General features: G+C 74.2%; 16 protein-coding genes. 10 read left to right on the top strand and 6 right to left on the bottom strand.

The window, feature by feature from the left end:
* Positions 1–3 precede the first annotated feature (3 nt).
* Positions 4–1,290, top strand: a complete 1,287-nt coding sequence (locus tag JQN84_RS19485) for an O-antigen ligase family protein (RefSeq protein WP_281897587.1) — start codon at positions 4–6, stop codon at positions 1,288–1,290.
* Positions 1,291–1,296: 6 nt separating this feature from the next.
* Here JQN84_RS19485 and JQN84_RS19480 read toward each other — a convergent pair whose 3' ends face one another.
* The gene (locus JQN84_RS19480) at positions 1,297–1,947 is read right to left on the bottom strand and encodes a LysE family translocator (RefSeq protein WP_204960317.1); all 651 of its coding nucleotides are present in this window, start codon (positions 1,945–1,947) and stop codon (positions 1,297–1,299) included.
* A 117-nt stretch (positions 1,948–2,064) separates the two neighbouring features.
* On the opposite strand from JQN84_RS19480, the gene JQN84_RS19475 reads away from it, so the two are divergent.
* Positions 2,065–2,613: a GNAT family N-acetyltransferase gene (locus tag JQN84_RS19475; protein ID WP_204959812.1), complete on the top strand. Its 549-nt coding sequence runs from the start codon at positions 2,065–2,067 to the stop codon at positions 2,611–2,613.
* Positions 2,614–2,694: 81 nt separating this feature from the next.
* Positions 2,695–3,171 (top strand): DnaJ family domain-containing protein, encoded by a 477-nt coding sequence (locus JQN84_RS19470; protein ID WP_204959811.1) that lies wholly within the window; start codon positions 2,695–2,697, stop codon positions 3,169–3,171.
* A gap of 8 nt (positions 3,172–3,179) precedes the next feature.
* Here the strand turns inward: JQN84_RS19470 and JQN84_RS19465 are convergent, their stop codons facing one another.
* Together JQN84_RS19465 and JQN84_RS19460 are read right to left on the bottom strand one after the other, a co-directional pair.
* A complete protein-coding gene (locus JQN84_RS19465; protein WP_204959810.1) occupies positions 3,180–3,764 on the bottom strand; it encodes a maleylpyruvate isomerase N-terminal domain-containing protein in 585 nt (194 codons plus the stop codon).
* 52 nt (positions 3,765–3,816) lie between these two features.
* Positions 3,817–4,701 carry an NmrA family NAD(P)-binding protein gene (locus JQN84_RS19460; RefSeq protein ID WP_204959809.1) on the bottom strand — a complete coding sequence of 295 codons (885 nt, stop codon included), beginning with the start codon at positions 4,699–4,701 and terminating at the stop codon, positions 3,817–3,819.
* A gap of 87 nt (positions 4,702–4,788) precedes the next feature.
* On the opposite strand from JQN84_RS19460, the gene JQN84_RS19455 reads away from it, so the two are divergent.
* Entirely contained in the window at positions 4,789–5,511 is a 723-nt protein-coding gene (locus JQN84_RS19455; RefSeq protein ID WP_307821335.1) for a TetR/AcrR family transcriptional regulator, read from the top strand.
* 9 nt (positions 5,512–5,520) lie between these two features.
* On the opposite strand, the gene JQN84_RS19450 is transcribed toward JQN84_RS19455, so the two are convergent.
* On the bottom strand, positions 5,521–6,249 hold the full coding sequence (locus tag JQN84_RS19450; protein ID WP_239485758.1) for a hypothetical protein: 729 nt from the start codon (positions 6,247–6,249) through the stop codon (positions 5,521–5,523).
* A 139-nt stretch (positions 6,250–6,388) separates the two neighbouring features.
* On the opposite strand from JQN84_RS19450, the gene JQN84_RS19445 reads away from it, so the two are divergent.
* On the top strand, positions 6,389–7,297 hold the full coding sequence (locus JQN84_RS19445; RefSeq protein WP_204959808.1) for an alpha/beta fold hydrolase: 909 nt from the start codon (positions 6,389–6,391) through the stop codon (positions 7,295–7,297).
* A gap of 302 nt (positions 7,298–7,599) precedes the next feature.
* Here the strand turns inward: JQN84_RS19445 and JQN84_RS19440 are convergent, their stop codons facing one another.
* Complete coding sequence (locus JQN84_RS19440; RefSeq protein WP_204959807.1) at positions 7,600–8,283, bottom strand: TetR/AcrR family transcriptional regulator; 684 nt, start codon at positions 8,281–8,283, stop codon at positions 7,600–7,602.
* A gap of 55 nt (positions 8,284–8,338) precedes the next feature.
* Between JQN84_RS19440 and JQN84_RS19435 the strand changes: the two genes are divergently transcribed.
* The 4 genes from JQN84_RS19435 to JQN84_RS19420 all read left to right on the top strand — a co-directional run bounded on the left by JQN84_RS19435 (position 8,339) and on the right by JQN84_RS19420 (position 11,785).
* A complete protein-coding gene (locus JQN84_RS19435) occupies positions 8,339–9,451 on the top strand; it encodes an FAD-dependent oxidoreductase (RefSeq protein WP_204959806.1) in 1,113 nt (370 codons plus the stop codon).
* Positions 9,452–9,614: 163 nt separating this feature from the next.
* Positions 9,615–10,037 carry an Hsp20/alpha crystallin family protein gene (locus JQN84_RS19430; RefSeq protein ID WP_204959805.1) on the top strand — a complete coding sequence of 141 codons (423 nt, stop codon included), beginning with the start codon at positions 9,615–9,617 and terminating at the stop codon, positions 10,035–10,037.
* A gap of 127 nt (positions 10,038–10,164) precedes the next feature.
* Positions 10,165–11,163 carry a tyrosine-type recombinase/integrase gene (locus JQN84_RS19425; protein WP_204959804.1) on the top strand — a complete coding sequence of 333 codons (999 nt, stop codon included), beginning with the start codon at positions 10,165–10,167 and terminating at the stop codon, positions 11,161–11,163.
* Positions 11,164–11,248: 85 nt separating this feature from the next.
* Entirely contained in the window at positions 11,249–11,785 is a 537-nt protein-coding gene (locus JQN84_RS19420; protein ID WP_204959803.1) for a TetR/AcrR family transcriptional regulator, read from the top strand.
* A 37-nt stretch (positions 11,786–11,822) separates the two neighbouring features.
* On the opposite strand, the gene JQN84_RS31495 is transcribed toward JQN84_RS19420, so the two are convergent.
* Positions 11,823–12,494 (bottom strand): acyl-CoA dehydrogenase family protein, encoded by a 672-nt coding sequence (locus tag JQN84_RS31495; protein ID WP_307821334.1) that lies wholly within the window; start codon positions 12,492–12,494, stop codon positions 11,823–11,825.
* A 318-nt stretch (positions 12,495–12,812) separates the two neighbouring features.
* Between JQN84_RS31495 and JQN84_RS19410 the strand changes: the two genes are divergently transcribed.
* Complete coding sequence (locus JQN84_RS19410; protein WP_204959802.1) at positions 12,813–13,271, top strand: Rv0361 family membrane protein; 459 nt, start codon at positions 12,813–12,815, stop codon at positions 13,269–13,271.

The raw sequence follows: 13,271 nt of genomic DNA, 5'->3' as shown, positions 1-13,271 counted from the left end.
CCGGTGAGGACGAGGAACGCGGTGCCGCCGCGCGCACTGCCACTCTGGCCGCTGTACCTGATGTTCGCGGCGATGCCGCTGTGGTGGCTGCTCGGCGGGCTCTACCTCGGCTGGGCGCTGTTCGGGATGCTGCTGGCGGTGGTCCTGCTCACCCACGGCCGGGTGTCCTGGCCACCCGGCTCGGCGCTGTGGTTCGTCCTCGTCGGCCTCATCATGGTCAGCGCCACCCGGCTGGAGAAGGCCAGCAGCCTGCTCGTCTACGGCCTGCGGCTGGGCTTCGTCGTCACCGCCCTCGTGGTCTACCTGTACGTCTACACCGCCGCCCGGCAGGGGGCCCGCTGGGACCGGCTGTTCCAACCGGTGCTGTTCTTCTGGCTGGGGATGGTGGCGCTCGGCTGGCTCGGCGTGCTGGCTCCCCGGCTGGCGTTGACCACCCCGGTGGAGGTGCTGCTGCCCGACGGGCTGGCCGGGCAGCGGATGATCCGGGCGGTCACCCACGTGCACTCCACCGAGTTCAACCCCACCGGCCGCAACCCGTACTACCGCACGGCCGCCCCGTACCCGTACACCAACAACTGGGGTACGGGATTCGCGTTGCTGGTGCCGTGCGTGCTGGCGTACCTGTCGGCGGTGCGCACCGGGCCGCTGCGCCGGGTGCTGCTGGTGTCCCTGCCGCTGGCCATGGTGCCGGCGTTCCTCACCCTCAACCGGGGCATGTTCATCGGCCTCGGGGTGGGCCTGGCCTACCTGGGACTGCGCGCCCTGCTGCGCGGCGACGTCCGGCTCATCGGCACGATCACCGCCGCGGTGGCCGTGGCCTGGGTGGTCACCCTGGTCGTCCCGGTCGGCGACATGATCATGAATCGGGTGGAGAACACCGACTCGACCCGGGACCGCGCCGACCTCTACCGGCAGACCCTGGACGCGGTCCTGCACTCGCCGCTGCTCGGCTACGGCGCCCCCCGCACCGCCGACACCACCACCGGCGCGGAACCCCTCGGCACCCAGGGTCAGGTCTGGCTGACCATGTACAGCCACGGCGTGCCCGCCCTGCTGATGCTGCTGGCCCTGCTCGTGGTGCTGGTCCGCAGCACCGCCGTCGCCGTGTCCGCCGCCGGCCGGTGGCTGAGCGTGGTGCCGGTGGTCGCCCTCGCCCTGGCCCCGTTCTACGGCTTCACCGACATGAACCTGTCGGTGATGTTCTATGCGATCGGGCTGGCCGTGGCCGCCGTCGACGGCCCGGTGAACCGGCAACTACCGACGGCGACGCCCCGGCCGGCGGCGGTCTGAGCGGGGTCAGCCGGCCGCCACCGCGGCCCGGGACCGGTCCGCCGCGATGCGTACCGCCATCGCCGCGAGCATGCTGCCGGTCACCCACCGCTGGACCCGCGCCCAGCCCGGCCGGCGCACCAGGAACGTCGACACCGACCCGGCGGTCAGCACGATCAGCGTGTTCACCGCCAACGCGACGGTGATCTGGGTGCCGCCGAGCAGCAGGCTCTGCACCGCCACGTCGCCTCGGGCGGGGTCGACGAACTGCGGCAGCAACGACACGTACAAGATGGCGATCTTGGGGTTGAGCAGGTTGGTGAGCAGCCCCATGGCGAACAGCCGACGCGGCCGGTCCACCGGCAGCGCCTGCGGCGTGAACGCCGAGCGCCCACCCGGGCGCAGCGTCCGCCAGGCCAACCACAGCAGGTACGCCGCCCCGGCCAGCTTCACCGCCGTGTACAGCGGCGGCACCAGCACGAAGACCGTGGCGATGCCGGCGACCGCGGCGGCCAGGTAGACGCCGAAGCCGGCGGCCACCCCGAGCAGGGAGACCAGCCCGGCCCGACGGCCCTGGCTGACCGACCGGGAGACCAGGTAGACCATGTTCGGCCCCGGCGTGAGCACCAGACCGAGCGCCACCAGGGCGATTCCCGCCACCGCACCGACCGTGACCATCGCGCCCCCGTCCGTCGTTCCCACCCCGCACCCTACGCCGCGTCGTCGTCGCGCGACGTCCCGTGCCTGACCCGGCAGGGGTTCCGGACACCGCACGGCAACGGCCACACTGCTCAGATGTCTGTGACCCTGCGGGCCGCCCCCACCGTCACCGCGCCCGCCCTGGTCCTGCGCTGCTGGCGCGACGACGACGTCGACGCGTTGGTCGAAGCGTACCGGGATCCAGAGCTGCGGGCCCGCACGCGTAACCCGCTGACCACCCCGGCGCAGGCCAGACGCTGGGTCGACGGTAACCGGCAGGGCTGGGCGGCGGGCCGCCGGTTCAGCTTCGCCGTCTGCGAACCCGCGCCCGACGGCGACCTGGTGGTCGGTTGCGTCCTGCTCAAAGACGTCGCGCCGGGCCGCGCCGACGCGGAGATCGGCTACTGGACGGCCGGGCCGGCGCGCGGCCGTCAGGTGGCGTCCCGGGCGGTGGACGCGGTGAGCCGGTGGGCGTTCACCCGGTTCGCCGCGACCGGGCTGGCCCGGCTGGAACTGCTGCACCAACTGGACAATCCGGCGTCCTGCCGGGTGGCGCAGAAGAGCGGCTTCCCGTTCGTCGAGGTGCTGCCGGCCCGGCCGCCGTTCCCCCTCGACGGGCACCGCCACGTGCGTCACCACCGCTGAACGCCGGGAATGTCTCCCGCCGTGCAGGCGCTGCACCGGTGACGGCCGGTTGGATACGGTGACGGGGGAGGTGTCCGCAGGATGGTGGACGCGTGGGAGGCTTCGGTCGAGGCGCAGATCCGCAGCGCCCAGGAACGAGGCGAGTTCGACAATCTGCCCGGCGCGGGCAAGCCGATCCCCGGCCGTGACCTGCCCTATGACGAGTCCTGGTGGATCACGAGTTTCCTGGAGCGGGAGGCGCTGCCCACCGATCTGCTGCTGCCCACCCCGCTGCAGTTGCGCCGCCGGGTCGAGCAGGTGCCCGACGAGGTTCGCGACCTGCCCACCGAGGAGTCGGTCCGGGAGTTCGTCGGGCTGCTCAACCAGGAGATCGTGGCGTGGCTGCGGTATCCCGCAGGGCCCCGGGTGGCGGTCCGCCCGGTCGACACCGAGGCGGTGCTGCGCGGGTGGCGGGCCCACCGCGCCACCCGCGCCGTCCCCGCTCCGTCCGCTCCGACGCCCACGCCCCCGGCACGACGCCCCCGGTTCCGCTGGCCGTGGCGGCGACCGCCGGGGTAGCCGCCGGATCAGTCGACGGCGGCCCGCCAGGTCCACGAGACGCGCCGGGGCCGCTCACCCAGGGTCGCCCGACCGGTCATCCAGAGCAGCACGTCGGCCGGGTCACCGGTGGGCGCGTCGGGGAACAGCCGCCCCAGCACCGCCGCGCTGGACGCCGCCGGCGGCCGCCACGTCACCCCCAGCCCCCGGGTGATGTCGTACGTGTGCAGCAGCGTCTCGGCGATGCCCATGGCGGCGAAGCCGGGCGGGTCGCAGGGCCCCCAGTGCCAGGCGCGGGTGTGCGCGGGGACGGTGTCGAGCGCGGCGGCGAGCAGCCCCCCGCAGGCGGTCACCACCACCAGCACCTGCGCCGGGGTGGCGTCGGGGTGGACCCGCAGGTCGAGCGGGAGGTAGCCGGTGTCGGGCCGGCCGGTGAGCTGGGTGGCGTAGCCGAGCAGGTCGTGGGCGATGTGCGCGGCGGTCGTCCGGCACGACCAGTCCAGGCCCCCGGCGGGGCCGGTCCAGTCCCGTCCGGTGTACGGGCCCAGTGTGCGGGTCGCCTCGTCGACCGCGTCGCGTACCCCGCGACCGGTCAGCCGTTCGTCGGTGGGCATACGGCCGATCCTCGCACCACAGTGGCCCGCGTGCCGGGTCGCGCGGCGCGGCTCAGACCGGCCGTACGGGCTGCGGGCCGGCGGCGACGAGAGTTTCGACCACCGACCGGGCCGGTGTCGGACGCCGGCCCAGCAGAGTCTGAAGGGCCGGGTCGGTGACCGCGAACTCGCCCCGCCGGGCCGCCCGGTACATGCCGAGGGTGAAGTCGGCAGCGGCCTCGGGCATGCCCCGGGCGACGGCGGTGGACCGCCACTCGTCGTCGTCGAGGACGACCCGGGTGACGGTGCGGCCGGTGAGGTCGGTGAGAATGTCGGCCACCGCCGCCAGGTCGAGGGCCTCCCCGGCGGTCAACGCGGGGGTGACGCCGTCGAGCCCGCCCCGACCGGCCAGCGCGATGGCGGCGGCCTCGGCCAGGTCGTCGTGCGCGGTCCAGGACACCGGCCCGTCGGCCGGTGCCACCAGGCGGCCGGTGGTCACGGCGTCGCCGATGACGAACCCGAGGGTGCTCGCGTAGAAGCCGTTGCGCAGCGCGGTGAACGGCACCCCGGTCGCGGCCAGGTGCTCCTCGGTCACGGCGTGGGTGACCTGGGCGGGGAAGAGTGAGTCGCGGGAGGCGGCCTGGTGGCTGGTGTAGAGGATGCGGGTGGCTCCGGCGGCGCGGGCGGCGTCGATGGCGGCCCGGTTCGCTCCCACCGCGTCGCCGCCGCGGATCGCGGCGGACACGATCAGCACCTGGTCGGCCCCGGCGAAGGCCTGCTCCAGCGTGGCGGGGTCGGTGAAGTCCCCCCGGCGGACCCGCACGCCGCGTTCGGCCAGGTGGGCAGCCTTGTCGACGTCGCGCACGCTCACCCCCACGGTGGCGGCGGACACCCGGGCCAGCAGTTGGTCGACGATCCGGGAGCCGAGCTGCCCGGTGGCGCCGGTGATGACGAACACGATGACGACCCTTCGACGAATCGGCGTTACGCCAGAGACGTTAACACTGATATTTCACCGCTAACAAGGTGCTGTTATCGTTGATCCGTGACAGTGACGCCAGACCCCCCGCCCCGCGACGACGTCCGGACCGACGTCGTCGTCGCCGCCGCCCGCCTGCTGCGCGAGCACGGTGCGTCCGCGGTGACCACCCGCGCCGTCGCCCAGGCCGCAGGCGTGCAGGCACCCACCATCTACCGGCTGTTCGGTGACAAGAACGGCCTCGTCGACGCCGTCGCCGAACACGTGATGGCCACCTACGTCGCCACCAAGACGGCCGACGACGTGTCGGGGGACCCGGTGGCCGACCTGCGCGCCGGATGGCACACACACCTGGAGTTCGGCCTGGCCAACCCCGAGCTGTTCCGGCTGCTCGGCACGCGCGGGCCCGGCGACCCGTCCCCGGCGTCGGTGGCCGGCCTCGCGGTGCTGCGCTCCCGGGTACGTCGGCTCGCCGCCGCCGGCCTGCTACGGGTCGACGAGCAGCGGGCCACCATGATGGTCCACGCCGCCGGCACCGGCGTCATCCTCACCCTGCTGGGCACCCCCGCACCGCAGCGCGACCCCGGACTGGGCGACGCCGTGCTCGACGCCGTGCTCGGCGGCATCCTCACCACCACCCCGGCGCCCCCCGACCCGACCCTGCGCACGGCCGCGGTGACCCTCGCAGCGGTGACGCCGGACCTGCCCGGCCTCACCGACGCCGAACGCACGCTGTTGACCGAATGGCTCACCCGGTCCCTGGCCCGGCTGAGCCACCCACCGCAGTAGCCGTGACGGTCAGCGGAACCGGTCGACGGTGACAGGGATCAGCCCCTGCTGCCGCACCTGCGTGGTCAGGTCGCGCAGGAGCACACCGACCGCCTCGTCACGCCCGCCCGCCAGATCGCAGGTCACATCCAGTCCCCAGGCGGCGCCCGCGGCGACCCGGCGCAGCTCCCAGCGGAAGGCGTCACGGCCGACCCGACGGCGCACCGTGCCCAGGACCCGTACCCCGGGCTCCCCGAGATCGCCGGTGACCGGCATCCGCCACTCCTCGCCCAGCGCCGCCAGGCCACCGGGGGGCAGCGCGCCGACGAACAGGATCCGGTAGACGCGCGTCTCGCGGAACCCCGGTGTCGCCTCGGGCCGGTGCAGCAGCAGGGGCGGCGACGGCGGTACGCAGGGCACGCCGAAACACGCCCGCAGCGTGGTCTCGCCCGGCAGGTCGGCACCGCAGAGGCTCCGGTACAGCGTCGCCGCCCCGGCCCGACCGGCAGGCGTCACCCGGGCCCACAGCGTGGGCTCGACGCGCACCCGCCGGCTGGTGGCCGACGCGTCGGACCACCGGCCCTGCGCGCGGTGCCAGCCGGCACTCACCAGCCCGACGCAGGAGTGGTCCACCGCGAGGAGGAACTCCTCGACAAGCAGCCCCTCCGGCCCGCCGGCACCATCGTGGACCAGGTAGTAGTGCAGACGGTGGAGGGTCCGGCCATCTGCCGCGCCCCGAAGGCCGTCGTCACCCGTCAATTCTCCGGCCGGCCGGCGTGCGGCCCCAGTCCGGCTCGCCGCAGGCTTCGTCCTGCCCTCCTAATTATCCCACGAGCGCCTTCTATCGCTACAACAGGTAGCGGCTCACGTGCCGACCGGTGACCGCTACGGTGCCGGCATGCTTACTGGCGAGGAGAAGTTCGTTCGGTGCGGGCAGGTGCGGTTGTGGACCGAGCGTTTCGGTCACCCCGACGACCCCACCGTCCTGTTGGTCATGGGCACGTCCACCCAGGGCATCGGCTGGCCCGACGAACTGGTGCAAGCCCTGGTGGACAGCGGCCGGCAGGTGATCCGGTTCGATCACCGGGACACCGGCCGTTCCGACTCCGTCGATTTCGCGGCGCGCCCCTATGCGCTGGCTGACCTGGCCACGGACGCGGTCGGCGTCCTGGACGGGTACGGTGTCGCCGCCGCGCACGTCGTGGGGACCTCGCTGGGGGCGGCGATCGGGCAGTGGCTCGCCGTGCACCGGGCGGCCCGGGTCCGCACCCTGACGGCGATGGCTTCGTCTCCGATGGGGAACAACCCCGGTCCGGCGTGGGCGCGGGCGCTGGCCGTTCAACCGGCGGCACCGGATGCGCTTCCCCCTCCGACGGCGCGGTTCCTCGCCCACCTCATGGACGCGGCGAAGGCACCCCGGGCGACGGCCCGGCAGCGGGTGGACGCCGACGTGCAGACCTGGCGGGTGCTCAACGGCGACGTGTTGCCCTTCGACGAGCCGGCCGCACGACGGTTCGTCGAACACTGTCACGACCGGGCCGACAACCTCGCCGCCGCCGCGAACCACGATCTGGCCGGTCGGCGCTGGGACGACGACCGGCGGGCGTCGCTGTCCGGCATCACGGCCGCGACGTTGGTCCTGCACGGCAGCGACGACCCGCTGTTCCCGCAGGCCCATGGTGAGGCGCTCGCGGCGCAGATCCCCACGGCGCGGCTGGAGATCGTGCCCGGGATGGGCCACCACCCGTTCTTCGCACCCGGGCTCACCGAGCGGATCGCCGGCTCCGTCATCCGCCACACGACCTGATCCTCGCCCAGCGGCGGCGTGCCGGCCCGCCGCGGGGCGCGGGGACCGCTTCGACAGCCAGCCGATCATCCGGCTCTAATTATCGTATTACCGATAACTGCAATACGATAATTAGAGCCGGCAAAAAGGGCATAACGGTGCAGCACCATAATGACTGTTCTGTTGTATCCCGCCCCGCTACCGCAACTGGGTGACGGGCGCGACGGCCGAGGGCTCCGGTGGCCGTCGCGACGGCGAACAATTCGGTGGGCATGGGCACACCCTCGCCAGCGACGTCGTCGCCGACAGCCGGATTTCCCGGGTCACCCGGACAGTCGGGCGGCCACGGCGTCGAGGACCCAGTCCAGGCCGGTGGCGAAGGAGGTCGCGGCGTCCACCTCGGTGCCGTCGTGCACGGCCCGGGCCAGCGCCGGATAGCGGCCGGTGGCCAGGATCCTCGTCACCTGCGGGCCGTGGGCGCGCTGCCAGTCGCGTTCGGACAGGCCCGTGGCGCGTTCGGCCCGCAGGTTGGCGATCTCCCGTCGGAGCGCGCCGATGACGTAGGCGGCGACGGTTTCCACGGCGCGCAGGACCGTGTCGGTGTCGGCGCGACCGTCGAGGGCGGCCAGTTGGGCCTCGGCCACGGCGAGGCCGTTCGGCCCCAGGGAGGGTCGGCCGCCGAGCAGGTCGGCCAGCCACTCGTGGCGCAGCACGGTCCGCCTGGTGCCGTGGGCGACGACCCGCAGTGTCGCGCGCCAGCCGGCGGGCTGTCCGGCGGGGAGGATCTCGGCGTACACGGCGTCGACCATCAGGTCGAGCAGCTCGTCCTTGGTGGCGATATAGCCGTACAGCCGCATCGGGCCGGCGTTCAGGCGGGCGGCGACCTTGCGCAGCGACACCGCCGCGAGGCCACCCTCGTCGGCCAGCGCGACGGCGGCGGCGACGATCTGTTCCCGGTCGAGCGGCACCGGGGGAGGTGGCGGCGTCGGCCGGTCCCACACGGTCACGGATCACCTCCGGCTGGTGGCGGCGAGACGGGCGCAGTCAATACAGTGTATCGCCATGAGACAGCGTATCGCCGTGGTGGGTGCCGGCCCCGGTGGCCTCACCTTCGCCCGGGTCCTGCACCGCCTCGGCCATCCCGTCGTCGTCCTGGAACGCGATCGGGGGCCCGACGCCCGCCCCCCGGGCGGCACGCTGGACCTGCACGAAGGGCTGGGTCAGCTGGCGCTGGACAAGGCGGGGCTGCTGGCCCGGTTCCGGGCGGTGTCGCGTCCCGAGGGGCAGGCCCTGCGCATCCTCGACCCGGCGGGGACCGTGCTGCGGGACTGGCGGCCCCACCCGGACGAGCGGGCCAATCCGGAGATCGACCGTGGACAACTGCGTGACCTGCTGCTCGGCCCGCTCGACGTGCGGTGGGGGCAGCAGGTTACCGGCGTGACGCCGGGGGACGGCGCGGCGGTGCGTTTCGCCGACGGGCGACAGGAGACGTTCGATCTCGTGGTGGGCGCGGACGGCGCGTGGTCGCGGGTGCGGCCGGCGGTGTCGCCGGCGACACCGCGCTACACCGGCGTCACCGCGGTCGAGACCTCCCTCGACGACGTCGACGCCCACCACCGCGACCTCGCCGGGCTGATCGGCGACGGCGCGGCCGGGGTGTACGGGGTGAACCGCGCGATCGTCGCCCAACGCACCAGCGGCGGCCACGTCAAGGTGTACGCCCAGTTCCGCGCGCCACTGGACTGGCACGCCGGGCTGGACCTGACCGACGTCGAGGCGACCCGACGGGTCCTGCTGGCCCTGTTCGACGGGTGGGCGCAACCGGTGCGCGACCTGCTCGGCCGGGGCGCCGCGTTCGTCCACCGCCCCCTGCACGTGCTTCCCGTGTCCCACACGTGGGCGCACGTGCAGGGGGTCACACTGCTGGGTGACGCCGCGCACCTGATGCCGCCGTTGGGGGCGGGCGCGAACCTCGCGATGCTCGACGGCGCCGAACTGGCGGAGTCCGTGGCCGCCGACGGAGGCGACCTGGACACGGTGGTGCGGGCCTGGGAGGAACGGATGTGGGCCAGGGCCGCCAGGTGGGCGGCGATCACCGCTGCCGGTCTGGACCGTCTGGTCGGTCCGGACCCGGCCGCGGCCCTCGCCCTGTTCGACGAGGTCCAGCCCTCCTGAGCGCCACCCGACGGCCCCGCCGCCGACGCATCGGGCCGTGAACGGCGGCGGCGCGGCCGGGTTGACGGACGCGCCGCCACGAGGTAAATACTGAAGTACGAGTTGAGCCGACCCGACTCAACTCAAAGGACCTTCGGCCCGAGGAAACCGAGGAGGCACGACCATGCTGATGCGTACCGACCCCTTCCGTGAGATCGACCGGCTCGCCGAGCAGCTCTTCGGCACCACCAGCCGCCCCGCGGTGATGCACCTGGACGCCTGGCGCGACGGCGACCACTTCCACGCCGCGTTCGACCTGCCCGGGGTGGACCCCGACAGCATCGACTGCACGGTGGAGCGCAACGTGCTGACCGTCCGCGCGCAGCGCCGCCGTCCCACCACCGACACCGTCGAACTCGTCGCCGCCGAACGCCCGATGGGCACCTTCTCCCGGCAGCTGTTCCTCGGCGACACCCTCGACACCGACCGGCTGGAGGCCAGCTACGAGCACGGGGTGCTGACGCTGCGCATCCCGATCGCCGAGCGGGCCAAGCCGCGTCGGGTCCCGGTCACCGCCGGTAACGGCCGCCGGCAGATCACCGCCTGACCGGCACGCCCACGGTGGGGGTCGACACGGCCCCCACCGGGCCAAACACCGTCGCGCCCGGGCGTCGGGCAATCCGCTCGGGCGCGCCTCACCGTGATTACCCAGCAGGGCTGAGAGTCTTTCTCGCATGCCGCGTCCCGACGTCCCCGTCCTGCCCCACGCCTCGACCCACCCGGCGCTCACCGGCACACCCGTCGACTTCACAGAGGCGTGGCTGCGTAACCGGCGGTTGTCGGCACACACCCGCGACGCGTACCGGCGCGACATCGCCGGCTGGCTCACCTGGTGCGCCGCCGCTGACCTCGACCCGCTGCGGGCCAACTTCCTCACCGTCAACGCCTACGCCCGGCAACTGGAGGCCACCCCGTCGGCGCGCAGCGGCCGACCGTTGACCCCGGCCACCGTCGCCCGGAAGCTCTCCGCCCTGTCCAGCTGGTACGAGTTCCTGGTCAAGCTGCGGGCCGTCGAGGCCAACCCGGTCGCCGGCGCCGACCGGCCCCGCATCGACCGGGACCACTCGGCAACCGTCGGGCTCACCCCGCAGGAGGTCGACGCGCTGCTCGCCGCCGCCGACACCGACACCGGCCCGACCGCCGCCCGCAACCGGGCCGCCGTCGCCCTGCTGGCCGACCTCGGCCTGCGCGTCGGTGAGCTGGTCTCGCTCGACCTGGCCGATCTCGGCGCCGAACGCGGGCACCGCAGCGTCCGCTTCGTCGGCAAGGGCGGCAAGGCCCGCCGCCGGGCGCTCACCCCCGGCACCGCCCACGCGGTGGACGCCTACCTGGCCGACCGGGCGGCGGCAGCGGGGGTGAGCGTGGACGCGTTGACCGGCCCGCTGCTGGCCACCGCCACCGGCGGCCGCCTCGACCGGCACTCGGTGTTCCGGCTGGTGCGCCGGCTGGCCGAAGCCGCGGGCATCGCGGCGGCGGCGAAGCTGTCCCCGCACTCGCTGCGGCACGCCTTCGCCACCACCGCCCGCGAGGAGGGGGTGCCGCTGGAGGACGTCCAGGACGCGATGGGCCACGCCGACCCGCGGACCACCCGCCGCTACGACCGCGACCGGCACAACCTCGACCGGGATCCGGCGTACGTCATCTGGGCGGCCCGGGCGCGGCGGCGCAGCTGAAAAAAACCGATTGACGGAGTAAGCGCTCACTCCCGAGCCTGGTGCCATGACGGCATCCGGGGGACGTCGGCGGCGCGCGCCGGCCATGAGCGCCGACCGACGTCGCGCCATGATCGTGCAGACCGCCCTGCCGCTGCTGACCCGCCGGGGCACCGCCCTGACCACCGCCGAGGTGGCCCGCGCCGCCGGGATCGGCGAGGCCACGGTGTTCCGTGCCTTCGCCGACAAACAGGCGCTGCTCGACGCCTGCGTCGCCGAGGTCCTGCGTCCCGACCCGCTGCTGGAGCGGTTGGCGCGGGTCGAGCGGACCCGGCCCCTCGCCGACCGGCTCACCGAGGCCGCCACCGTCATCCGCACCCACCTGGCCCGGCTGGGTGCGGTGCTGGGTGCCCTGCACGCGGCCGGCCGGTCCCGGCACATCCCACCGCCCACCGGTGCGGCGGTCCGCGCAGCGGTGGCCACGCTGTTCACCCCCGACGCCGACCGGCTGCGGCTACCCGCCGACCAGCTCGCCGACCTCTTCCTCGGTCTGCTGTCCCCACCCGGACCGTTGGCCACCGCAGCGCCGTCGACGACAGTCCTGGTCGACCTGTTCCTGCACGGCACGCTCACCGACCACTGACCCCGTCGGGGCCGGCACGGCAGACCCCCCGGCGGGCTCAGCCGAGCAGGTCGAGATGGTGGTGGGCGTCGGCGGCGATGTCCCCGTGCCGCAGCCACCGCCGGGCCGACAACCGGGCGGCCACCTCGGCCTGCCCGTCACCCCAGGCGGCGTGTTCGACCAGCAACGCCGCCGCCAGCGCGTACGCCATCCGCAGGGCGATACCGCGGGCACCGGCCAGCACCGCGACCGCACCCGGGTCGGCGGTGACCTCACCCAGGGTGACCCGCAGCTCCCCGACCGCCGTGGCGAGGGTGTCGGCCAACACCGGGGACAACGGCCGGGCCAGCTCCACCGCCCCGGCGAGCCGCGCCAGCAGCGGCGTGCCGGCGTCCTCCCGGGTGACCGCGCGCAGCACGTCCACCGCCAACACGTTCGTGGTGCCCTCCCAGATCGGCAGCACCTGCGCGTCACGCAGCAACCTCGGCACACCGGTGTCCTCGACGTAACCGGCCCCGCCGAACGCCTCCCCGTACTCGGCGGCGCTGGCCACCGCCAGCCGACCGGTGGCCAGTTTCGCCAACGGCGCGACCACCCGCAGCTCGGCGGCGGCCTGCGGATCGCCACCGACCTCCACCCGGCCGAGCAACGTGAACGCGTGCCCGGCCAGGGCGAACGGCCCGCTGCGCCTGCCAGCCGGCGCTGGTGTCGATCCGGTCGACGCGGGCACCCCACGGGTCGTAGCGGACCAACGTCGGCGGATGGGCCTCGGCGTCGGCGCGCAACGGCCCGACCACGTCGGCGGCCAATGCGGTCAGCCGGTCCCGGGCGGCGGCGTGCCCGGCCGCGCCGAGCTGCCGGGTCAGCCACGACCGCAGCAACCCGTCCCCGGCCTACGGGTCGTCGATGTCCGGGACCGGCTGCACGTAGCGGCTCATCCGTCGCTCCTTGACCAGGGGTGTGCGCCGACGGTAGACGATCGCCCCGCCGGCGCGACAGGGGACGAACCGCCTGCGCGGCCCCGGCCCGTCCGCCTACCGTCGAGGTGATGAGTGTGCAGCAGGCGTGGACCCGACCGGCGCGGCGGCGTCGCCCGGTACGCACCGGTCTGTTCCTGGGGGGTCTGGCCGTCGGCCTGTGCCTGGTCGGGGTGGCCGGGCTGGGCCTGTGGAACGTGCAGGTCGTGGCGGGCGCCACCGGCCCGGTGCGGGAGACCGCTGACGGGTTCTTCCGGGAGCTGTCCACCGGACAGGTGGACCGGGCCTACCGGCGGCTGTGCGCGCCGACCCGCAGCCGGTGGAGCGAGGTCGGGTTCGCCGGCTGGGTGCGCACCCCACCCGTGGTCACCGGCTACGAGATCCTCGACGTGTCGGTCCGCACCAAGGGGGGCCGGCCCGCCGGGGAGGTGGCGGTGCGGGTCACCCGCGACGGCGGGGCCGCCGAGCAGCGCCGGCTGCCGGTGGTGAAGGAGGACGACGGGTGGCGGGTCTGCGGCGACCCGTACTGA

This window comes from Micromonospora humidisoli, assembly GCF_016900955.1.
Classification (GTDB): Bacteria; Actinomycetota; Actinomycetes; order Mycobacteriales; family Micromonosporaceae; genus Micromonospora; species Micromonospora wenchangensis.
The sequence above is the reverse complement of the archived record's forward strand: the minus strand, read 5'-3'. Positions and strand labels throughout refer to the sequence as shown.